Annotated in this window: 16 protein-coding genes; 13 read left to right on the plus strand and 3 right to left on the minus strand. The window is 46.8% G+C overall.

Translation table 11 applies throughout. The features are described from left to right. Positions 1–34: 34 nt before the first annotated feature. The gene (locus QOL74_RS02850; RefSeq protein WP_283407930.1) at positions 35–2,167 is read left to right on the plus strand and encodes a M28 family peptidase; all 2,133 of its coding nucleotides are present in this window, start codon (positions 35–37) and stop codon (positions 2,165–2,167) included. Between the two features lie 56 nt (positions 2,168–2,223). Beyond that, positions 2,224–3,459 carry a competence/damage-inducible protein A gene (locus QOL74_RS02855; protein WP_283407931.1) on the plus strand — a complete coding sequence of 412 codons (1,236 nt, stop codon included), beginning with the start codon at positions 2,224–2,226 and terminating at the stop codon, positions 3,457–3,459. A 213-nt stretch (positions 3,460–3,672) separates the two neighbouring features. Here QOL74_RS02855 and QOL74_RS02860 read toward each other — a convergent pair whose 3' ends face one another. Beyond that, positions 3,673–3,846 carry a transposase gene (locus tag QOL74_RS02860; RefSeq protein ID WP_283408276.1) on the minus strand — a complete coding sequence of 58 codons (174 nt, stop codon included), beginning with the start codon at positions 3,844–3,846 and terminating at the stop codon, positions 3,673–3,675. A 383-nt stretch (positions 3,847–4,229) separates the two neighbouring features. Continuing rightward, positions 4,230–6,089: a molecular chaperone HtpG gene (htpG, locus tag QOL74_RS02865; RefSeq protein ID WP_283407932.1), complete on the minus strand. Its 1,860-nt coding sequence runs from the start codon at positions 6,087–6,089 to the stop codon at positions 4,230–4,232. Positions 6,090–6,315: 226 nt separating this feature from the next. Here htpG and QOL74_RS02870 point away from each other — a divergent pair, with 226 nt between their 5' ends. The 4 genes from QOL74_RS02870 (at position 6,316) to QOL74_RS02885 (ending at position 10,295) form a co-directional block, all read left to right on the plus strand. Further along, the gene (locus tag QOL74_RS02870; protein WP_283407933.1) at positions 6,316–7,209 is read left to right on the plus strand and encodes an enoyl-CoA hydratase/isomerase family protein; all 894 of its coding nucleotides are present in this window, start codon (positions 6,316–6,318) and stop codon (positions 7,207–7,209) included. A gap of 183 nt (positions 7,210–7,392) precedes the next feature. Then, complete coding sequence (gene buk, locus QOL74_RS02875) at positions 7,393–8,526, plus strand: butyrate kinase (RefSeq protein ID WP_283407934.1); 1,134 nt, start codon at positions 7,393–7,395, stop codon at positions 8,524–8,526. Positions 8,527–8,544: 18 nt separating this feature from the next. Continuing rightward, positions 8,545–9,378: a beta-keto acid cleavage family enzyme gene (locus QOL74_RS02880; RefSeq protein WP_283407935.1), complete on the plus strand. Its 834-nt coding sequence runs from the start codon at positions 8,545–8,547 to the stop codon at positions 9,376–9,378. An 11-nt stretch (positions 9,379–9,389) separates the two neighbouring features. After that, positions 9,390–10,295, plus strand: coding sequence for a phosphate acyltransferase (locus QOL74_RS02885; protein ID WP_283407936.1), 906 nt, complete (start codon positions 9,390–9,392; stop codon positions 10,293–10,295). 3 nt (positions 10,296–10,298) lie between these two features. On the opposite strand, the gene QOL74_RS02890 is transcribed toward QOL74_RS02885, so the two are convergent. Continuing rightward, entirely contained in the window at positions 10,299–11,210 is a 912-nt protein-coding gene (locus tag QOL74_RS02890; RefSeq protein ID WP_283407937.1) for a LysR family transcriptional regulator, read from the minus strand. A 103-nt stretch (positions 11,211–11,313) separates the two neighbouring features. Here QOL74_RS02890 and QOL74_RS02895 point away from each other — a divergent pair, with 103 nt between their 5' ends. The 7 genes from QOL74_RS02895 (at position 11,314) to QOL74_RS02925 (ending at position 21,376) form a co-directional block, all read left to right on the plus strand. Continuing rightward, positions 11,314–12,468: a thiolase family protein gene (locus tag QOL74_RS02895; RefSeq protein ID WP_283407938.1), complete on the plus strand. Its 1,155-nt coding sequence runs from the start codon at positions 11,314–11,316 to the stop codon at positions 12,466–12,468. A gap of 9 nt (positions 12,469–12,477) precedes the next feature. Beyond that, the gene (locus QOL74_RS02900; RefSeq protein WP_283407939.1) at positions 12,478–13,710 is read left to right on the plus strand and encodes an L-lactate MFS transporter; all 1,233 of its coding nucleotides are present in this window, start codon (positions 12,478–12,480) and stop codon (positions 13,708–13,710) included. After that, on the plus strand, positions 13,710–15,794 hold the full coding sequence (locus QOL74_RS02905; RefSeq protein ID WP_283407940.1) for an FAD-dependent oxidoreductase: 2,085 nt from the start codon (positions 13,710–13,712) through the stop codon (positions 15,792–15,794). The genes QOL74_RS02900 and QOL74_RS02905 overlap by 1 nt, the downstream gene beginning before the upstream one ends. Beyond that, complete coding sequence (locus QOL74_RS02910; RefSeq protein WP_283407941.1) at positions 15,791–16,435, plus strand: NADH-ubiquinone oxidoreductase-F iron-sulfur binding region domain-containing protein; 645 nt, start codon at positions 15,791–15,793, stop codon at positions 16,433–16,435. The genes QOL74_RS02905 and QOL74_RS02910 overlap by 4 nt, the downstream gene beginning before the upstream one ends. A gap of 66 nt (positions 16,436–16,501) precedes the next feature. Further along, positions 16,502–18,022, plus strand: coding sequence for an FAD-dependent oxidoreductase (locus tag QOL74_RS02915; protein WP_283407942.1), 1,521 nt, complete (start codon positions 16,502–16,504; stop codon positions 18,020–18,022). Positions 18,023–18,088: 66 nt separating this feature from the next. After that, positions 18,089–19,381, plus strand: a complete 1,293-nt coding sequence (locus QOL74_RS02920; protein WP_283407943.1) for an MFS transporter — start codon at positions 18,089–18,091, stop codon at positions 19,379–19,381. Positions 19,382–19,462: 81 nt separating this feature from the next. Continuing rightward, positions 19,463–21,376, plus strand: a complete 1,914-nt coding sequence (locus tag QOL74_RS02925) for an FAD-dependent oxidoreductase (RefSeq protein ID WP_283407944.1) — start codon at positions 19,463–19,465, stop codon at positions 21,374–21,376. The last annotated feature ends 135 nt before the right edge of the window (positions 21,377–21,511 follow it).

Genomic DNA, 21,511 nt, shown 5'->3' on the forward strand with positions numbered 1-21,511 from the left:
ACAAAAACGCACAATCCATCAGGGAGGGACAACCATGAGTCGGGACAATATCCGTCTGCCACGTCACTGGCAGCATTATTTGAGCAAAGCCTCAGTGACATACGCCCACAGCGTTGCCATGAAACTTCATCCACTGGTGAACAGTCCGTTAGGTGGGCGGAATGCCGGTAGTCAGGCAGAACATGAAGCAGCCGAAATGCTGTTTCAGGAAATGAAAGCTATTGGATTAAAAGAAGTGAAGAAAGAGGCGTTTCCCGTTGTGAAATGGGAGTTCAGAAATGCCAGTCTGTATGCGGAAGGGCATACCATCCGGCCCTACGCCTACCCTTCGGGGGGCACTGAGCCTGAAGGGGTGACAGCACCCCTTGTGCCCGTTGGCCGGGGAACACGTCAAGACTATGAAGGTTTGGATGTGACGGGAAAAATCGTGTTGATAGACATCGACATGCGCAACGATTGGTGGATCACTTATCCGGCGCTGGAAGCCGCCCATCGGGGAGCGGTGGCGTTGGTGTGCAGCTGCAGCGGCGGGTTTTCAATGGGAGACGAACAAGCCTTAAACTGCCAGGATTTTGTTGGTCCTGTCACCATCCCCTGCGTAAGCATCAGCCGAAAAGATGCGGGCTGGTTAAAGGAAAGGTATGCCCACAGGCAGACCACTGGTGATATGAATATCACGCTTCAGGTGGAAAATCAAATTGATCCGTCAGGTGTCAGCTACAATCTGACGGGGGTGATTCCCGGTAAAAACCGACATGAACAAGTGCTGGTGGGCGACCACTATGACTGCCATTTCTGGGGTTTTCAGGATAACAACGCTGCGGTTGGACTCACCCTGGCCATCGCCAAAGGGATTGTGGATGCCGGCATTATCCCTGAGCGGGATCTGGTGTTTATTCTTCATGGAGCTGAAGAATCCGGTGCGCTGGATACCCGCTATGACTGGTCGGTGGGTGCCTGGAATCAGGTTAAACGAGTGCGCCGGGAATGGACGGGTAAAACCCTCGCCTATCTGAATTTTGAATTACCGGCTTGTCACTTTCCCAATAGTCACTACACAGCAGCAGCACCAGAGCTCTTCACCATGCTGGAAAGCTTTCGAAACACATTGCCGGATGAACTGAAGACATTCCGGGGTGATCCCTATGAAACGGGGTATCGGCAGTTTTCCTGGTCAGATGACTGGTCGTATACGGCAGCGGGGATTCCGGGGATGGTGAATGCTTTTCTCACCAATAAACAGGGAGAGGTGAATGATTTTTTCATTACCACCTACCACAGCCAGTTTGACAACCCGGACACCTATGATGAAGCAATGTTTCGTCACCATCTACAGCTCTATGGGCTGTTGGCGCTGTATCTGACTGACACTCCCCTGATAATGCTGGATTTTTCCCATCAGGCAGTGCGGTTGAAGGAGAGTCTTTGTATCGAAACGGTTGAATGGTTTCAGGAAGAAGCGGACAGTCTCAGAAGCGCCATTGAAGAAATGGAGAGAAGAAGCAAAAGCCTTATTGAGAAACTGGAAAAGATAAACCGTCGGCTGTCCATCCATGAAAGTGATACAGCCATGGCGGGATCTGATCAGTATGAACAGTGTCGCAGGATTAACCGATACCTGCTGGAATGGTTTCGACGCTTTCAGGATCTGTTTCTCCGCCTGGACTGGTCAGATGTTCCCATTTTTGGACATGAACATTTTCAACACAACATCCTTATGTTGGAGGCGGCCCTGGAGCATCTGAAACTCCGGGAACCAGATCAAGCACTGGCGTATCTGGTTCAAATTGAAGATGAGTGGATCAGCGCCCATTTTTCCAGGGAGGTGGTGGATCACTTCACCCATCAGGTGATGGGGGAAGACCGGCAGCATAACCAGTATTGGGGAACGGGTCGGGTGATGGGAGCCATTGATCTTTATCAACCACTGGTTGCCATTCAGAAAAAAAAGCAGCTGCTTGATGACGGCGGGGAGAATGTGGATTTTAATGGGGAGATGGAGCTTCTTCTGCATCACCGGCAACAACAGGGAGTAGCATTGCAGCAATGCCTTCAAAGAGAGGTGAAGGGGCTTGAAGCAATGCTTCGTCAGTGGGAAGAAGATGATCTGGATGGTTTGGTGGAGGGGCTGGTCCTCCACTTGACAGCCGATGGGGTTTTGATATGATCAGATAATGATGGCATGAGAAAATGAACCCAAACAAGCCATAAAGGAGAAAGATCATGCGAGCAGAAATTCTATCCATCGGAACAGAGCTGTTACTGGGAGATATCGTCAACACCAATGCCCAGTATTTATCCAGACGCCTGGCAGAATTAGGTGTGTATGTTTATTTTCAGACAGTGGTGGGAGATAATCCTGAACGGATACTGGAGGCCTATGCCAATGCCTATGGACGGGCAGATCTGGTGGTGATTTCAGGTGGTCTGGGACCCACTGAGGATGACTTGACCAAGGAAATGGCCGCCAGTTATTTTGGCCTTACTCTGGTGGATCACCCTGAAATATGGGAACCAATCCGTCTCTATTACGAAAAGAGAGGCGCTAAACCCATCGAGAGTGCCAGAAAACAGGCGGCATTTCCGGAAGGGGCTGTTATCCTGCCCAATTCTGCGGGAACGGCACCAGGCTGTTGGATTGAAGCTCAGGGATGTTATATGGCCATGATGCCCGGGCCGCCCAGAGAAATGATCCCCATGTTTGAGGAACAGGTTATTCCCAGACTGAAACCCCACTTAAGCCAGACATTTCAATCCCGGTTGCTGCGGGTATGCGGCGCTGGTGAAAGCAATGTGGAAGAGATGCTGAAAGACCTGATCACCGGGCAGGCCAATCCCACCATTGCCACTTATGCAAAAGAAGGGGAAGTGCATGTGCGGATCACCGCCAGAGCTGAAACGGAAGAAACAGCAGAAAAACTGTTGAGTCCAGTGGCGGAGGCCTGCAGAGAAGCTTTAGGTGAACTGGTCTATGGCCAGGGAGATGCTTCTTTGGAAGAAACCATCTTTCTGATCCTGCGGCAGCGAAATCTGACCATGGCTGTGGCTGAATCTCTGACGGGAGGGCTGCTAACAGGGCGATTGGTGAATGTGCCTGGAATGTCTGCCTGTCTGCTGGAAGGGTTGATTCCCTACACAAATCAGGCGAAAATCAGACAATTGGGGATTGAACCGGACAAGTTGGAAGCCTTTGGTCCTGTCAGCAGTGAAATCGCCGAAGAAATGGCCCGGCGGGTGGCACAAATCAGCGGTGCGGACATTGGTTTGGCCGTCACCGGCTGGGCAGGCCCCTCCCAAGACCCTTCAGAGCCGGTGGGACTCATCTGGATGGGTCTTCATCTGGGAGGTGAAACATTGACACAACGCATTTCTTTTGGCGGCGACCGCAACCGGATTCGTTTTTTTGCCGCTAACATGGCATTGTGCTGGTTGTTGCGGGAACTGAAAAAAGCAGACTAAAAACCAGTAAGTAGACAGTGGAATCATGGATGTTGCCGGTTGTGACATTTAGCACAAGGATGATGTCATTCTCGCCGTCAACGGTACTGTGTACCAAGTGATAAAAGCCCACAGGTTTGCGGTCTCTGTGCATGATCCGCTGGATGGACCAGTTGTGTATTGGGAATTGCTGGCATTGGCTCGGATGTGGGTTGAATCAGTGTAAAAGATTTTTCATGGAACCAGTTTGTTTTCCATTGCCACAAGCACCACTTCGTTCATGATTCCTTCATACACCTTCTCATCTTTAAACCGCTGGGTTCTGTTGTAGATGATGGTGGTGTGGTTAGGAATGGTATCGGTAATGCCATAACCTAAATACCGGCGATAGGCCATGTTGTGATGTATTTCTTCAGCTAATTATGCCATACAGTGCCTCGATCAGTGACATCCTGAACAACACCATTGGATCAATGGATGTCGGCCCATGGAATCAGCATAGTAGATTTCTACAAGATTATAGATGATCCAAAAGAAACATGTTTTTCAATCTTTCTCAGGAGGTGGTCTTCTTTTAACAGTTGTTCCAAGATCACCATTTCGGCTTTTAGCTGAACAGGGTCTCTCTTTGTCATCATTCGTATCACCCCTTATATCTATCTTCGACATCAATAGGCAAACCTCCCTTTCGTTTGCAAGAAAAAAAGCCTATTTTCATAGACTTTTTCAACAACCTCAGAAGCCGGAAGGCTTCTTTTGTGTATTTAGCAGAAGGTATTGCATTTGAGGGATTACTGATGGTTCAGTGAAGCTGCCAAAATGGTTTCACTTCGGTTGATGAAGGCTTCAATATCTTCAGGTTTGAGAGCTTGCTGGCTCATCAATGCCAAATCGTACAGGTGATTAATGGTGATGTTGATGATAACGGGTTCTTCGGCGGTTAACAAGTACTGAATGATACCATTTTTCATGTTGATGAGCAGTGTGCTCTTTGCCTGTATTTTTTTAGCCGAAACATCTGTGGGATTGATGAAACCATAAATCTCAAGCATATCTGCCATTCTTCTCGATTTTTCATCATTGATGATTATTGTGGAAATGGAGGGGTGTTCCAAATTGGTGATTTTCAGATTCATATTCAAAAGGCGATCGCCCAGAGCATTCAAAAAATGTCTTTCTAACAAAGCGATTCGATGTTCATCACCTTCTTCAGAGTAGCCCTGAAAAAGCGATTCGATATTGGAATCGATTCTAATGAACTTCAGACCGGGGCGAACCACCTCATATTTCCGCATAAAAGGCTGGTCGATGACATGATCGAAAAGCAAGGCATTCAAGCCACATTTTTTGAAAATCTCAATGTAGTGGGCTTGTTCAATGGCATCGGAAGCATAGTAGATGATTTCGGGATGTGCAGTGGCCGCCACGTTGTCGACGTATTCCTGAATGGTCATGTAGTGGCCGTGGAGATCTTGAAAAATAATTTTGCGGGTCATGACAGAAGCGAAGGTTTTATCCTGCAAGACAGCGTACTTCATCGATGCGTTCAAATGTGGCCAGTGGGATTCGTACTGGTCTCTTTTCTTTTCAAAAAATTCATTCATGGCAATGGTGACCTCTTGAGAGAGAGATTCATAGATCAGGCTGATCATGTCTTCAGGAGTTTCTTCTTCACGAAGCGAAGACCGATTGACCACCAAAGGCAGGTTGTCGCATTCAATGATGCCATTCTGCAGATTGACAAACTTGGGGATCAGTGTCTGGATGTTTTCACCCACGTACACTCCTCGACTGTAGACCTTCACAGTACCATCCAATTCTTCAGCGCCGTTCCGAGTGTTTCTAAAGAAGAAAACACCTCGCAATCCGATATCAATACTTTCAAATTTAATCCAGAAAAGGGGATCGTTGACATCATTAAAGAATGTTTTATAGAAGGTGTTCATTTCATTAGAGTCAATCAATTCTTTCGGTTGGTGCCAAAGAGGTGTCGGATCATTCATCAGCACCGGTTCGCTGTCAGGCGCCTTGTAGTAAATGGCTGTTTTGGAGAAGGTGAAAAATTTTTGAACGATTTCCCGGATGAGTTCTGGTTTTTTAAGATAAGGATTCTCTTCGCTCAAGTGCAGAATAACATCAGTTCCAATATCATTTCTGTCACAGGGTTTCATCTGATACGACATATCAGACAGGCAGTCCCAACGAACGGCAGGGATATCATCCCGGTATGACTTTGTTTCAATGGTCACATGGTCTGACAGCATAAAAGCAGAATAAAAACCAACTCCAAAGTGGCCGATGATTGTATCTTTGCCAAGCTGATCATGGTGATTAATAAAATCGGCGGCACCGGAAAAAGCGATTTGATTAATATATTGATGCACTTCAGCTTCGCTCATTCCAATGCCGTTGTCACGGATGATCAACTTTCTGGCATCAGCATCCAGCATTACATGAATAACGCCTTCTCTATGCGAATGATTCGATTCTTTGCTCTGAAGTCGCTCCAGTTTTTCGATGGCGTCAGCGGCATTGGAGATTAATTCTCGAAAAACAATATCCTGTTCGGTATAGAGCCATTTTTTTAGGATGGTGAAGATGTTCCGGCTCTCAATGGAAAGCATTCCCTGTTGATTTTCAGCAATTTTCATGATGGGTGCACCACTTTCGTAATGGACTTTAAAACATGCAGGCATTTTCTTTAGTCTGACTTGCACCATTATAACAAAAATAAGTTGATGAACCAGCTAATTCCGAAGAATACACCATGCATAAAATGAATTTTACGATCCGCCTTCTTATAGATAAAATTCAGTTAGACGGCGTGTAATAGCTGTAGCAATGTTTGAATAAAAATGAATGGATGGAGGAAGAAATATGTCAAATGTTACACGAAAAACCAATACCAGTTATGTCCCATGGCCAACCTTTGAGGAAATCAAAGAAATGTTTAAGGAACACTTTATCATGGACAGACGGGAAGATGGCGTTGTCACTGTGCGTATGCACTGCAATGGTGGTCCACTGATCTGGTCAATGGAACTTCATGACGCCATTGGAAAGATGTGGCGACTGCTTGGCACCGATCGTGACACTGAAATGATCATTTTTACAGGAACAGGCAACATTTGGGTGACTGATTTTGAAGCCGCCAGCTGGGCGCCGGAGGGTGACAATGCCGGAGAAACCCGTTACAGTCACATGTTTGTGGATGGTCGCCGAATGATCATCACTATGATTCAGGATGTGGAAGTTCCCACTCTGGGAGTTCTCAGCGGTTCCGGTGGACACACTGAGTTGGCGCTGATGTGTGATTTGGCCATTGCAGCTGACGACATTACCGTACTGGATCCCCACATGCTGCCTGGCACCAACAATGTGCCCGGAGACGGTATTCACAGTTGTTTCTTCGAACTGATGCCGGCCCGTTTTGCAGCCTGGTACCTGATGACTGGGGACAAAATGAAAGCGGAAGATCTGGTGCGCTTAGGCCTTGTTTCGGAAGTGGTTCCCCGGGAAAAGCTGATGGACCGCGCCTATGAAATTGCCGATATGCTGATGGCTCAGAATCGAATCGCCAGACGCTTGACGACTCAATTGGTGAGAAGAAACTGGAAAAAACGGATTTCTGATGATCTTGACATGGCCTTCGGAACCGAAATGTTCGGTATGTTCTGCGCCGATGAACTGCACTCAGAATTGCTCTCCATGATCGAATACCTGGGACTGGAAGGCAAGATTGATCCGCCTCTGAAAGGTAAAATCAGATAAAGTCATTTTAACAAGCGGGAATGCTGAGAAGCTAAATCGAAGAAACACCGTAAGGGTTTGTTGCCGTTGGAAACTAGCAATACCGGCAACAAATCCGACTTTAATAAAGAATAGCCAGAGAGTCTATGTTCTGGAGGACAAAAGGGTCTTATCAATCAGTTTTCAGTAGAGGGAGGCGAAGGAATGAAGAGGATTTTTGCTATCAACTGTGGTTCAACCTCCACAAAAGTGGCGTATTTTGAAGATGACAAAATGATCAAAAAAGTTTCCCTGGATATCACCGCAGAACAGCTGAAAAAAATGCCAAAAGTGCTGGATCAGCGTGACTATAGAACACAACAGGTGCAGGAGTTTCTTCGGGAAAACAGTTTGAATCCGGCAGAATTTCACATGGTTGTTTCAAGAGCTGGAACCATTCCATCAGTACCCTATGACGGCGCATATGAAGTGAATGACTTGATGATTGCTTCGGTGACCTATGCTCCTGAAGCCCAGCATGCATCGACACTTTCCTGCCTGATAGCCCATCAGTTGGTGAAGGGACTGGATGTGCCGGTGATTATTTATGATCCCACCTGTGTTGATTCAGCAGACCCCATTGCAAAAGTCACAGGCATCCCAGAAATCATCAACATGCCCATCGCCCATTTATTAAACACCAAAATGGCTGGAATTACATACGCAGAATCAGTAGGCAAACAATACAAAGACCTGAACCTCATTATTGTGCAGCTGGGCGGCGGCATCACCCTCGGGTTTCATGACCATGGACGCATTGCTGACTGGGTCTATGATGATGAAGGGCCCATGTCTCCCCAAAGGGCAGGAGCCATCCCCACCAGGTACATGGCCAATTTTTGCTATGAGCAATTCGCCTCAGGAAAAACTCTTCAGGAAGTACGCATGTACTTGTGTGGCCAGTCTGGATTGGTGGCCTATTTCGATACCCAGGATGTACGAGATGTGGTCGCAATGATGGAGGCAGGTGATGAACAGGCAGAACTGGTTCTGAAGGCAATGGCATATGGGGTTGCCAAAAGCATTGGAGCATTAGCGGTAACCCGGGAAGGAAAAGTGGACCAAATCATCATCACCGGGGGCATTGCCCATAGCGAACTGTTGACGAACTGGATCAAAGAGAAAGTGTCTTTCATTGCTCCAGTATCAGTCATTCCGGGAGAGCGGGAAATGGAAGCCTTGGCGGCGGGAGCGTTAAGAGTTCTTAATGGTGAAGAAGCAGTGCATCCCTATATCTATTATCCCAAGGGATACAGTTCCATCGAAGAGATCATTCAAAATCCCAATTTTCTCGCCTAAAGAAAAAGGAGGTTTATCATGTTACTTGATCAAAAAGTGATCATCACAGCGGCGCTGACCGGTGCGATGACGCCAAAAGAAATGAATCCCCATATTCCCCTGACGCCCGAAGAAATTGCAGAAGATGCTTACCAATGCTGGAAAGCCGGTGCTGCAGTGGTGCATCTTCACATGCGTGATGAAGCCGGGCTTGGCACCATGGACAAGGAGAAGTTCAAAAAAACCATCGAGTTGATAAAAGGAAAGCCCGGATGCGATGTGGTGATCAACTGCACCACTTCTGGCGATAACCGGGCCAGCTATGAAGATAGAATGGCTCACTTGGATTATGTGAAGCCGGAATTGGCTTCCTTCGATGCCGGATCGTTCAACTGGATGCCTTTCGGAATCTTTGATAATTCACCCCAGTTTCTGGAACCTCTTGGTAAAAAAATGAAAGAACTGGGTGTTAAGCCGGAACTGGAGATTTTTGATTCAGGATTTATGAATATTGTTAATTATTATGTCAAAAAAGGCGTGATTGATGCTCCCGGCCACTATCAGTTTGTGCTTGGCGTGTTGGGCGGCATGGAAGCCACTGTTAAAAATTTACAGTACCTTTTTGAAATGCTGCCGAAGGATTCCACCTGGTCTGCCTTTGGACTGGGTAAGCAGCATATGCCCATTATGTATGCCACTTTGGCACTGGGGGGCCACTTGAGAGTTGGGCTGGAAGACAATGTCTATTACAGTAAAGGCCAGCTGGCCACCAATGTCATGCTGGTGGAACGAGCAGTGCGTGCTGTAACAGAATTTGGCAAAATGCCGGCAAAACCCAATGAAGCCAGGGAAATTCTTGGACTAAAGCGATAGAGGGTGATGACATGTACAAAGACTATCATGCACTCATTGAGGCTAAATTAAACATGAAAAAAGCCCCATCAAGAGCGGTGGTGGCCGGTGCAGACGATGAGCATGTGCTTGAAGCCGTATTTCTGGCCCAGAAAAAAGGGTTCGTTCACCCGGTGCTGGTGGGTGATCAGAACGCTGTTGAGAAAATGGTGCGGGATTTGGGTTTTCAGGATCAACTGCAGACATTGATTCACTGTGATGCCGGCAGTAATCCTTCGGCAATGGCTGTGAAGTTGGTGCGGGAAGGTCAGGGAGATTTCATCATCAAGGGGAGGTTAGAGACAAGAGATCTTCTGAAGCCAGTTCTCAACAAAGAGACGGGATTGAATAAGAGTGGATTTATGACCCACTTTGGGCTGATGCAAATCAAAGGATACCACAAACTGCTGGCCATGAGCGATTGCGCGGTAATTCCACATCCCACATTGGATGAAAAAAAACAAATTGTTGAGCTGGGCATTCAAAGCTTGAAAAAGCTGGGTTATGAAATACCAGTGGTGGGGGCCCTTTGCGCTGTTGAAACCGTATCAGAAAAAATGCCCGAAACCATTGAAGCAGAGAAGCTCCAAAAGATGGCCGAAGCAGGTGTCTTTGGCAAGGCTGTCATTATGGGTCCCATTTCTTTTGATCTGGCCACCAGAAAGGAATCGGCAGCCATCAAGGGATACGCTTCGCCTTATGCGGGAGAAGTGGATATGCTGCTGGTGCCGCAAATGGTGACCGGAAATGTGATGAGTAAAATCTGGAATGTTGACCCGGAAAACATACTGGCAGGGTGCCTTGTAGGGGCAGACGTTCCCATTGTGCTCACTTCAAGAAGTGCCAGTATGACTGAAAAGCTACACTCAATCTTATTGTGCAATATGTTGAGCGGGTAAAGGCTACTGGAAAGTGCAGCTGCTTTCTGCACAAAGAGATTTGACAGTGTCCACGTAACTCAATACCAGTTCGGAAGCAAACTCTTTTTTGTAGAGCATGACAATAGTGCTTTTGGCAGAGAAGTCTTCCAAAGGAATGTAGGCAATGCCTCCTTCGCCACTTGTTGACTTCGTCAGAGAAATGGGCACGATACTATAGCCAAGACCCAGAGATGCTTTTAACATTGCCGAATCAGTATTATTCACATACGTAGGCGTGATTTTTCGGATGCCCGAATAAGATTGAAGTTCATGAATCATTAGTTTCATAAAAGGTGGTTCAATGTGAGAAGGTAGGATCAATGGCAATGATTCAACAATTCCGGAGATGGATTTTGGGGTGGGTTTGGGAAAGAGAGACGAAGACACAACAATGGCAAAATCGTCAGCTCCGATGGAAATGCGTTCCAGATCATCGTAGCCTGCAGCGGCAAAATCGTAGGTGAATCCGATCTGATAAAGATTATATTGGACGGCTGAAGGGATCTCATTAAAGTCGTAGGTTTCAACAATGAGTTCAATGGACGGATGTTCCTGATGGAACAGCGTGAGTGAATCTGAAAGCGTCTGGCACAGATTGCCAGGAGAGGTAATCCGCAAGACGCCGGTGTTTCCTTGATCTGCAACTTGAACATTGTGCAGGATGATTTCCATATGTTTCATCAGCAGGGCGCATTCTTGTTCAAAGACTTTCCCAGCTTCTGTCAATTCCAGCTGTTTATGATGACGCTCAAAGAGTCTTGCTTTCAATTCTTCTTCAAGAGCCATGATATTGCGGCTGAGGGTTGACTGGCTGATATAAAAATGTTTCGCCGCTTTAGTAATGTTCTTATACTTGGCAATGTATAGAAAGTATTGCAACGTTTCTAAGTTCATGACAATCATCCTTTCATAAGTACCGCTGATTTCATTCTAACGGAATCATTCATGGTGATCAACCAAATAATATAAATATGCAACTGAGAAAAGAGGTTTTGAAATGGAAAAATGTGTTATCGTTGCCCATGGGCGCTCACCCATCGGAAAGGCCTCCAAAGGATCACTTTCCAAGGCGAATCCTGTGGATTATGGTGCAGAAGTACTTAAGGGTGTTCTGAAGAAGGTGTCGGTGCTTGATCCTTTGGAAATAGATGATGTTATTGTGGGGTGTGCTATACCGGAGGGAAAAATGGGACTTAATCCCGCACGAAACATTGTCATCAGGGCAGGGTTGCCCGAGACTGTATCAGCCCAAACCGTTAACAGATTTTGTGCTTCTGGAATTCAGTCTGCAGCCATGGGAGCTTCCATGATCATGAGTGGTTTACAGGATGTGGTGGTGGCCGGTGGAGTTGAATCAATGAGCGCTCCAGTGCTTTCTGCAGATCAATCTTATTTAAATCAATGGTTGATGGATAACACAGATATTTACATGCCTATGGGAATCACGGCTGAAAACGTTGCAGAAAAATATGGGATTACCCGCGAAGCAATGGAAGCCATGGCTGTCGACAGTCACCAAAAAGCCTCTCAGGCGGTGGAAGACGGGTTGTTTGTGGATGAAATCATTCCTGTTACTGGTTACGACGGGGAAGGGCAGGCTTTTGTTTTTTCTGTCGATGAAGGCTGTCGAAAAGAGACGGCAATGGAATCATTGGCAGTTCTAAAACCTTGCTTTAAGGAAAATGGCAGGGTGACAGCGGCCACTTCATCACAACGCAGTGATGGTGCCGCATTTGTTGTTCTTATGTCAGAAACGAAAGCCCAATCTTTGAACATTAAACCCATTGCTTCATTTGTCTCCTTCGCTGTTGCCGGCCTGGATCCCGCATTAATGGGCATGGGGCCAGTACCTGCCGTAAAAGCAGTAATGAAGAAATCAGGACTGTCACTGAAAGAGATGAAAGTGATTGAGTTGAACGAAGCCTTTGCATCCCAGGCAATTGCCACCATGAAGGAACTGGGAATGAATCCTGCCAATGTAAACCCCCGGGGCGGGGCGTTGGCACTGGGACACCCGCTGGGAGCAACAGGCACCATTCTGTTGGGAAAAGTGATGAACTGTCTGAAATATCAACAGGAGGCCTATGGATTGGTTACTATGTGCATTGGTGGCGGCATGGGTGCTGCCTGCATTATTCAAATGGAAGGTTAGGCGAATGAGATGAACTTTGAAAGCAAAAGATGGCGCTATATGATGGCGGCAATGCTCCTAGCCCTGTGTTCGGGGATTGGATATGCATGGAGCGTTTTTCAAAAACCACTGATGGAAAACTTTGAGTGGGCATTGGAAACCATATCAATCACATTCACCGTTCAGGTAATGATCTCCACCCTGGCTCCCGTTTTCTTAAGTCGATTTCAGAAAATCTGGGGCGTTCAGAAGTATCTTCGTGTGGGCATGAGCATCTATATACTGGGAATTTTGGCTACGATGTTTACCTCCTCCATCGGATATTTATATATCGTTTACGGGATTGTGGTTGGTATTGGTATTGCCATGCTGTATCCGGCATTAATGGCATACGCCACCGGTCTTTTTCCCGATAAAACGGGAATGGCCTCCGGATTGTTGGCCAGTGCCTACGGAAGTGGTGCCGTTTTATGGGCGCCCATTGCCACCTTTTTCATGAATCGATTTGGGGTGCTGTCGGTTTTCGGTCTCTTAGCTGGGATATTTGCGGTCATCATGGTGCCGGTTTCTTTCATTATCCGCGGTATTCCCGCAAATTTCAAATCAACTCTGGACTCGAAACGCGGATCTGGTGCGAATAATGTTACGGCAAAAGACTACACCTGGAAGGAAATGCTGCAAACAGTTAATTTTTATATGATATTGGTATCCCTGACACTGGGCGCCACTGCAGGTCTGATGATCACCGGTCATGCATCGGGAATGATGCAGGAGATTCTATCCTTTACAGCAGAACAGGCGGCGGTGCTGGTAGGAATCTTTTCCGCATTTAATGCACTGGGGCGTTTGATTTTCGGGTTTGTATCTGATCGTCTGGGCAGGTACAACGTGATTTTGCTATTATTTGCTGTTATTGGTGGTGCTATGCTCATACTATCTCAAACCACTGGGTTAATATTTGTTATCGCCTTGCTCTCCATCAGTGCCTGCTATGGTGGCTTTGCATCCATGTTTTCTCCGGTTTGTGCAGATAACTTTGGGATGAAGCATCTGTCAGTTAATTATTCATTTCTATACATTGCCTATGGCATGGCCGGCTTGATTGGTCCTCAGATGGCAGCGAGAATCCGTTCGGCCAGCGGCAGTTATGAAACAGCCTTTTTAGCCGTTGCAGGAATGAGTGTCGTCGGGTTTATCCTTGTGTTAAGATTGAGGTTTAAGAAAAATAGTCAAACCTCAAATACGCTTAAGGAGAGTGAGTAATGAGTAAGCAGAATCTTCAAATTGATGGTTACTGCATCCAAGCTGAAGAAGGACAGTCAGTGCTCCAGGCAGCGCTGGATGCAGGCATTTACATTCCACATCTCTGTTATCATCCAGATTTGACCCCTTCGGGAAACTGCAAGCTTTGTGCAGTTGAAATTGTCGGAACAGATCAAATTGTGCAATCATGTGAAACCCTTGTCAAGGATGGTATGGTCATCAATACCCATTCAGATAGTGTAAAAAGACTTAGAATGACAGCTCTTGAACTTCTTCTGGCCAGCCATCCGAAAGACTGTACCTCTTGCGATAAATACCTTCACTGCGAACTGCAGGCACTCCTTCAGTACATGGGAGTGGCCCATTCAAGGCTGAGGGAAATCGAGAAGGAAAATACAAATATACAGGTTTCTGACAGGTTGATTAAAAAGGAAATGCACCGGTGTATCCAGTGTGGGCGGTGTGTCAAGGTTTGTGAAGAAGTGAGGGGGATCGGCGCGCTTACCATCAACAAAAAAAATGGCGAAACCTACATTGGCACAAAAGATGACAGACCTCTGATGGAGACCGATTGTCGCTTTTGCGGTGCCTGCGTTGAAGTGTGTCCCACAGGGGCGATTCAGGATATTCCAGGGATTTTTCCGGCAACAGGTCCAAGGCAGATGACACTGGTGCCCTGCAAAAATGAGTGTCCCGCACATACAGACATCCCCCTGTATATTCGCTTGGTCAATGAAAAGCGCTATTCAGAGGCGGCGGCTGTGATCAGAGAAAAGCTGACTTTCCCTCTCTCGCTGGGATATATCTGCTCTCATGTTTGCGAGGCAAGTTGCAAACGTTCCCACTTAAATGAGTCCATTGCCATTCGCGAAACCAAAAAATTCGCTATTAAGAACGATCAGACAATGAGCTGGCAAAAACATGTTAAACGATCTGCCAACAGCGGCAAAAAGGTGGCGGTGATGGGTGGTGGAGCAGCAGGTCTGACGGCTGCCTACTACCTGGCAAAAAAAGGTCATCTGGTGGAGGTTTTTGAAAAACAACCCATGGCTGGGGGAATGCTTTCCTATGGAATCCCCAAATACCGCCTTCCCCAATCGGTGGTCAATGATGAAATCAACATTCTTCTTCAGGAAGGGATTACGCTTCATACCGGAAGTCAAATCAAATCGATCAAAAAATTGCAGGAAAACAAATTTGATGCTGTTCTGGTGGCGGTTGGTGCCAGTCAGGGAAAACGTCCTCCCGCCTATCGGCAGCAATGGAATAATGCAATGGATGCTGTCGATTTCTGCCGTAAGGCTATTGAAGGTACGTTGCCTGAAATGGGAGATGTGGTGACGGTTTATGGTGGCGGTAATGTGGCCTTTGACTGCGCGAGAACCGCTAAAAAAATGGGTGTTAAGAAGGTTCGAGTCGTGTGCATGGAAGCAAGGGAAGCCATGATGGCTGATGCGGAAGAAATCGAAATGGGCCATTATGAAGGTGTTGAAATTCTCAACAGTCAATCCATTGCAGAAATAAAGGATGAAGGAAGTACCGTTGCTTCCATTGCAGTGGTGAGTATCAGCAGCTTTGCCTTTACAGAAAAAGGATTGGAAATGGAAATTATTGAAGGATCTGAAAGAGAGCTGGAAACAGATATGCTTATCTTTGCAACAGGGCAACAGCCGGATTTTCCGGCAGACAGTGGTGTTGATTTGGCCGGGAATGGAACCATAAAGATTAATCAGCAGATGATGACCAGCCAACCCGGTGTTTTTGCAGCAGGCGATGTGGTCTACGGCACAAAATCAGTGGTTGAAGCCGTTGCATCGGGACGCTGTGCAGCCATGGGGATTGACAGGTATCTGGGTGGTGACGGATCCATTGATGAAGAACTCTTTCAGCGGGAAAAAAACAACCCGTCCATCGGTACATGTCAAAACTTCGGACAACTTGAAAGGATCAGTTGTTTTCAACATCAGGAAGATGCCTGCAGCGAAACACTTCGGTGCTTGCAGTGTGATCTGCGTGTTGATCTGCAAAAAGTGAAGTATTGGGTTGATCCTCAGTTCAAGACCGTAAAGGTGGTGTCTGAATGATGTGCACACAAAGTTATGCGACATTTGAGCCGTGGCAGGGGCTGACATCGGGTGCGTGTCCTGTGAACTACTGCATGACAATCATGAAACAGGCAAAGGAAACGTCTTGCGGGCAGTGTGTGCTTTGCCGGGAAGGAACATGGCAGGTTTTTGAAATTACAAAAAGCATCATTGAAGGAAAGGCTGAAAGCGATGATTATACTTTGCTGACAGACCTTCTGGAGTTAATCAGAGACCATGCCGGCTGTGAAATGGCCAGTTCAGGCGCAGCGATCTGTCTGGAAGTGATAGCGCAAACCCATGATGAATGGGATCTGCATATTCGAAGAAAGCGATGTACTAATCTGGTTTGCAAAGGTTCCTTTACCATTTACGTCGATCCAAGTACCTGCACTGGTTGTGGACAATGCATTGCAAAGTGTCCGGAAGGAGCCATTACAGGGGGGAGAGACTTAATTCATATCATTGACCCAGTAAAATGCAGTAAGACACTGGCCTGCATTTTCATATGCCCGGTGGGAGCCATTAAGAAAGCCGGTCCACTGAAACCGAAAGTACCTGAAACACTGGTTCCTGTCGGCAGTTTTGGAAATGCGCCTGGCGAAGGTGATGGTAAACGACGGCGAAGAAGAAGGGAGTGAAGCAGAGAACCGCATCGTGAAGGGCAAACGACGTGATTAAATCTGAAGCATGAAAGGGGTTAAAAAATGAGCAATGTACTGGAAGCAGATGTGATCATCATTGGCGGTGGTGCATCAGGAATCACGGCAGCGGTAGCAGCTGCAGAAAAAGATGCCAGTGTCATTCTTCTGGAAAAAGGGAGCACCACTGGGGGTGCAGCCAACATGGGAATGGGTATTTTCGCAGTGGAATCAAAATATCAGAAGGCCCAGCTGGTGGATTTCACAAAAGAAGATGCCTTCAATCTGTTAATGAACTATACGCACTGGCGGGTAGATGCAAGACTGGTCAGAAAGTACATTGAGCAGTCAAGTGATACCATTGACTGGATTGAAACCATGGGTGTTGAGTTTTTGGGAGCTTACAAGTATTTTGAAAAGTCCACCCAAACATGGCATGTGGTGAAAACCCAGGGCAGTAATGCGCCAGCAGAAAGAGCGGCCTCCAACATGTTCAGAGCGCTTACAGAAAGAGCAGAAGAACTTGGGGTGGAAATTATGTATAACACCAAAGCGACCCAGATTCTGAAAGATGATGATGGCTTTGTGACTGGTGTGGAGCTGGTGGGTGAAGATGGGGTTACAAAGACTGCTGAGTGTAATGCTGTCATTGTTGCCACAGGCGGATTTGGCGATAATCCCAAAATGATCAGAGAAATGCTGGGTTATGAATGGGGAAGTGATCTCCACTCTTTTCGGATTCCGGGAGTACAGGGTGAAGGGCTGAACATGCTGTGGGAGGTGGGCGCCGGTAAAACAGAACCCACCATGGAACTGACATTCACCACGCCAGGTGTGACTGACGTGTTCAAAACCATTAGTGAAACCATGCGCCAGCCAAACTTGATGGTAAATCTGGACGGTCATCGATTCATTAATGAGGAAATCATGAATAATACCGTGTACACAGGAAATGCCATTTCGCTTCAGCGTGAAAAAGCTGCATTCACCATTATTGATGACAGTATTCTGGAAACATACCGAAAAACCGGCCTGGATTATGTGACAGTGCATCATAATGTCAAAACCGTTGAAAAATGGGATAAAGAGCTGGAGAGCTATTTAAAGGGCGAGGGGATTGAAGCGGGAGGACTTTCAGAACTTCACAATAAAGACCAGAAACACCAGCGACATGTTTTTGCAGTTGACTCACTGGATGAGTTGTGCGAAGTGACGGGGATACATCTCGAGAATTTGCAACAGACCATTGAAGATTATAACAAGGGCTGCGCTGAGTCCGATGATATGTTCTTTAAGAAGCACAAATATATGAAACCTTTGAAGGGAGGAAAATACTATGTTGCAAGGCACTATCCAGCAGGGTATGGAAGCCTGGGCGGTGTGAAAACCAATGACAATATGGAAGTGCTGGATGCAAAGGGAATTAAAATTCCTGGATTGTATGCCAGTGGTACGGACGCCTGCAATATCTATGGTGACAGTTATTGCTTCTTCCTTCCCGGCAATACCATGAGTTTTGCTGTCAACAGCGGGAGAATAGCGGGCTACAGTGCAGTGGATTTTATGGACTCTGATGAATTTAATTAATCAATCAGCATGTGATAGCGGGCATTTGTTTTTTAATCAATGACACAATCATATAGGAGGTTTGCCATGTTTAAAAACAAATTATTTGCCAGGTACAGCATCACGTTTATGTTTATCGGAGTTTTGTTCATGTTTTTTTATTCTGGTTTACAGAATGATCATCTGAATATTCTGACGCCATATCTTCAGTCCACCTATGGATGGGATGATTTGACTATTACCAACCCTGTAACCATGGGAGCTATTGTTACCATTGGCCTTTATCTGGTGATTGGGGCCGCGTTTGTGAAATACGGGGTTCGAAAAATTCTGGTGCCCAGTATCATCGTGATGGCACTTGGCTGCGTGGGAATTGCAGCAGCAGGGCAAAACTACACCATCTACGCCATTAGCTTATTCCTCATTCGCGTACTGGTGGTGCCTCTTCAAATGGGCGGGTTTATGCTGGCGGCAAATTGGTTTATTAAGTATCGTGGGCGTGTGATGGGTGTGATTACTGCAGGCAGTCCTTTAATGTCTGTGGTAGGGATCGGTCTGTTGACATCGCTGGTAAGCAATTATGGATTGAACACCTATAATATGATTGCAGGTGTTTTGGTTGTGTTGGCATTAGTCACTGCTTTTGGAATCAAAGACACGCCTGAAGAGGTGGGGTTGCATCCTGATGGGATTGACCATGCGCCTTATTCTGAATCTGATGAGAAAGAAGAGCCTATTACGGTGAAGCAGCTATTGTCCGAATCCCGGGCATGGAAGCTCATTATTTCCTATGGAATTCTGCAGTTTGTTATCGCGGCAATGATGTCTTATATGGCTGTGCGGTACATCAGTCTGAGCACTCCTGATGATATCCCCAACCTGTTTGTCAGCAAGGCATTATTGTGGTTGTCCATTGGAGCGGCTTCAGGGATTCCCATGAGCTACGTGATTGGTTGGATTGATGACAAGCTGGGATCCATTAAGGCATCGTTGGTGCTGAATGTGCTGTTCCTCTTCGCAGTCATCCCGCTGGCGGTCATGCCTGTGGGTGGAAATACAGCACTGATGGCGGTGTGGGCCTTTGGTGTGGCTTGCATGACAGGCGGCGTACCCACCATGCATCCTTGCGTCACATCTTATGTTTACGGGCGCAGGCAGTACATGGCTGCTAACAAGTGGATCATGTCCATTCAGGCAATTCCCATGGCTTTTGCACTGACATTCATGGGAACATTCAATCAAATGGGTAAGTTGGATATGGCCTATTATATTATGCTGGGCATGCTGGCAGTCTCCTTTGTTACCATTCTATCCATGAAAAACATTCCAGATGCCAATGAACCAGACCGGGACTATGGAGACAAACAGGCGATAAAGTAAAAAACGGGATGAAAAATAATTAACAAACAGGCGGACGGGGAATGAACCTGTTCGCCTGATTTAGAAAGAGGTGAGGGCATCATGAGATACGAACATCTAATGAGTCCCATTCGTGTCGGCAGACATCTGATTAAAAATCGAATTATCGCTGCACCAGTAACCCTTCATTCTGCTTCCAATGGTGAAATATATCCAGACGAGGCGGCCATGCACTTTTTTGTGCAGCGGGCCAGAGCAGGTGCCGGCATAGTTGTTTGTGCGGGGGCAAAGGTATTGCCGGTGGTGGATGACGGCGAGCATGCAGGCTGGGACTTATATCGGCATAATGCCATGAATCGACTGGCAGAGTTGGCCGAGCGCATTCATTTTTATGGCGCCAAGGCTTCCATGGAGCTCATTGGTATTTTTGATGACGGTTATGTGGCATCCAACGGTGGACTGCTCATGGACGGGCTGACACCGGGTAGAGAAATTCCTTTTCCTGAAATGATGCGTTACAAGGAAGGCTACGCTCATGCAGCTGAAAAATTGATGGAACTGGGATTTGACGGTTTATTTCTCCATTTTGGACATGCTATCCCGATAGCCCAGTTTTTGTCACCCCTTACCAATCATCGCACCGACGAATATGGTGGCAGTTTTGAAAATCGAATGCGTTATCCACTGGAAATACTTGAAGCCATTCGAGAGCGGGTGGGAGACAGTCTGTTCATTGATATTCGCATGTCGGCAGATGAGTTTAAAGAGGGTGGCATTGATCTGAATGAGGGAAATAAAATCGCCCGTGCATTCCAACAGTATGCGGATATGGTTCAGGCAAGCTGTGGTATGGTGACGCCCGATCTGATGTGCCGAACTCACCCCTGCGATTTCTTGCCGCCCAATCCCAATGTTTATCTGGCAAAGGCATTTAAAAATTCAGGCAGCATTCATGCCCATGTAACAGCCATCGGAGGAATCGGCAATCTGGCAGATGCAGATCAGATAATTGCTGAAGGAACAGCTGATTTTGTGGCCATGTCCCGGGCATTGATTGCAGACCCTGAGTTGATTCCCAAGAGTCTTGCCGGAAAAGAACTTGATGTGGTTCCCTGTATAAAATGCATGCGCTGTCATGACAGCACTGTGTTTGGGCATTACTTCCAGTGCTCTGTCAATCCAACCATTGGAATAATGCATCATTTGGGTCACATGATTCCACCAGTCAATGAACTGAAACGGGTGGCAGTTGTTGGTGGCGGGCCTGCCGGCATGTTCGCCGCCCTCACAGCTTCTGAGAGAGGCCATAATGTGACACTGTTTGAAAAGACAGACAATCTTGGCGGCGCATTGAAATTTGCCACCAGCGTCGACTTCAAGTATTCTCTTGCAGGCTTTAGAGACTACTTGGTTCAGCAGATCAGGCAAAGCAAAGTGAATGTCATCACGGGAAGAGAAATATCTCCTGAAGAGATCAAAAAAGCAGGGTACGAAGCTGTTGTTGTGGCAGTTGGGGCTGAACCTTTAGTGCCGTCCATTCCCGGAATTGACAGTGCCATTCACGCCATCCATTCCTACGGAAAAGAAGACCATCTGGGAGAAACAGTGGTGGTGATTGGTGGTGGTCAGGTTGGCTGTGAAACGGGGCTGCATTTGGCCAGGATGGGCAAACAGGTGACCATTGTGGAAATGCGTGATGAAATGGCGCCTGATGCGTCTAAAAGTCACCGGGATGATATCATGACACAAATGGAGCAGGAGAGTAGATTGACATTATTTACCAATACCCAATGCAAAGCTGTTTCAATAGAGGGCGTTGTGTGTAAACTGCCCCAGGGAGAACAAAAGATAGCAGCGGACAATGTGATTCTAGCCGCTGGAATGAAGGCAAGAACAGAACTGGCGGATTCCTTCTGGAAAACAGCACCCATATGTCAGATCATCGGCGATTCATCCAAGCCGCGCACCGTGGAGATGGCCATTCGGGAAGGTTATTTTGCGGGTATTAATCTTTAGGTGACAGCAATCAAAAGAGTAACGGTTCTGAAAGTACTTCAAGAAGATAAAGAAGTGGAATCTTAAAAGCAGGTGGAGTTCATTATCACCGAAAGAGGTGTCATGAAAATCACTAAAAAAGGCCGGGATCAGAAA

The sequence above is a fragment of the Anoxynatronum buryatiense genome (genome assembly GCF_900182905.1).
In the GTDB taxonomy this organism is placed as follows: domain Bacteria; phylum Bacillota; class Clostridia; order Peptostreptococcales; family Tindalliaceae; genus Anoxynatronum; species Anoxynatronum buryatiense.

Excerpts from the sequence above, each read along its gene's own strand:
- QOL74_RS02850 (WP_283407930.1), top strand. The coding sequence starts at position 35 with ATGAGTCGGGACAATATCCGTCTGCCACGTCACTGGCAGCATTATTTG.
- QOL74_RS02855 (WP_283407931.1), top strand. The coding sequence starts at position 2,224 with ATGCGAGCAGAAATTCTATCCATCGGAACAGAGCTGTTACTGGGAGAT.
- htpG (WP_283407932.1), bottom strand. The coding sequence starts at position 6,089 with ATGAAAATTGCTGAAAATCAACAGGGAATGCTTTCCATTGAGAGCCGG.
- QOL74_RS02870 (WP_283407933.1), top strand. The coding sequence starts at position 6,316 with ATGTCAAATGTTACACGAAAAACCAATACCAGTTATGTCCCATGGCCA.
- buk (WP_283407934.1), top strand. The coding sequence starts at position 7,393 with ATGAAGAGGATTTTTGCTATCAACTGTGGTTCAACCTCCACAAAAGTG.
- QOL74_RS02880 (WP_283407935.1), top strand. The coding sequence starts at position 8,545 with ATGTTACTTGATCAAAAAGTGATCATCACAGCGGCGCTGACCGGTGCG.
- QOL74_RS02885 (WP_283407936.1), top strand. The coding sequence starts at position 9,390 with ATGTACAAAGACTATCATGCACTCATTGAGGCTAAATTAAACATGAAA.
- QOL74_RS02890 (WP_283407937.1), bottom strand. The coding sequence starts at position 11,210 with ATGAACTTAGAAACGTTGCAATACTTTCTATACATTGCCAAGTATAAG.
- QOL74_RS02895 (WP_283407938.1), top strand. The coding sequence starts at position 11,314 with ATGGAAAAATGTGTTATCGTTGCCCATGGGCGCTCACCCATCGGAAAG.
- QOL74_RS02900 (WP_283407939.1), top strand. The coding sequence starts at position 12,478 with ATGAACTTTGAAAGCAAAAGATGGCGCTATATGATGGCGGCAATGCTC.
- QOL74_RS02905 (WP_283407940.1), top strand. The coding sequence starts at position 13,710 with ATGAGTAAGCAGAATCTTCAAATTGATGGTTACTGCATCCAAGCTGAA.
- QOL74_RS02910 (WP_283407941.1), top strand. The coding sequence starts at position 15,791 with ATGATGTGCACACAAAGTTATGCGACATTTGAGCCGTGGCAGGGGCTG.
- QOL74_RS02915 (WP_283407942.1), top strand. The coding sequence starts at position 16,502 with ATGAGCAATGTACTGGAAGCAGATGTGATCATCATTGGCGGTGGTGCA.
- QOL74_RS02920 (WP_283407943.1), top strand. The coding sequence starts at position 18,089 with ATGTTTAAAAACAAATTATTTGCCAGGTACAGCATCACGTTTATGTTT.
- QOL74_RS02925 (WP_283407944.1), top strand. The coding sequence starts at position 19,463 with ATGAGATACGAACATCTAATGAGTCCCATTCGTGTCGGCAGACATCTG.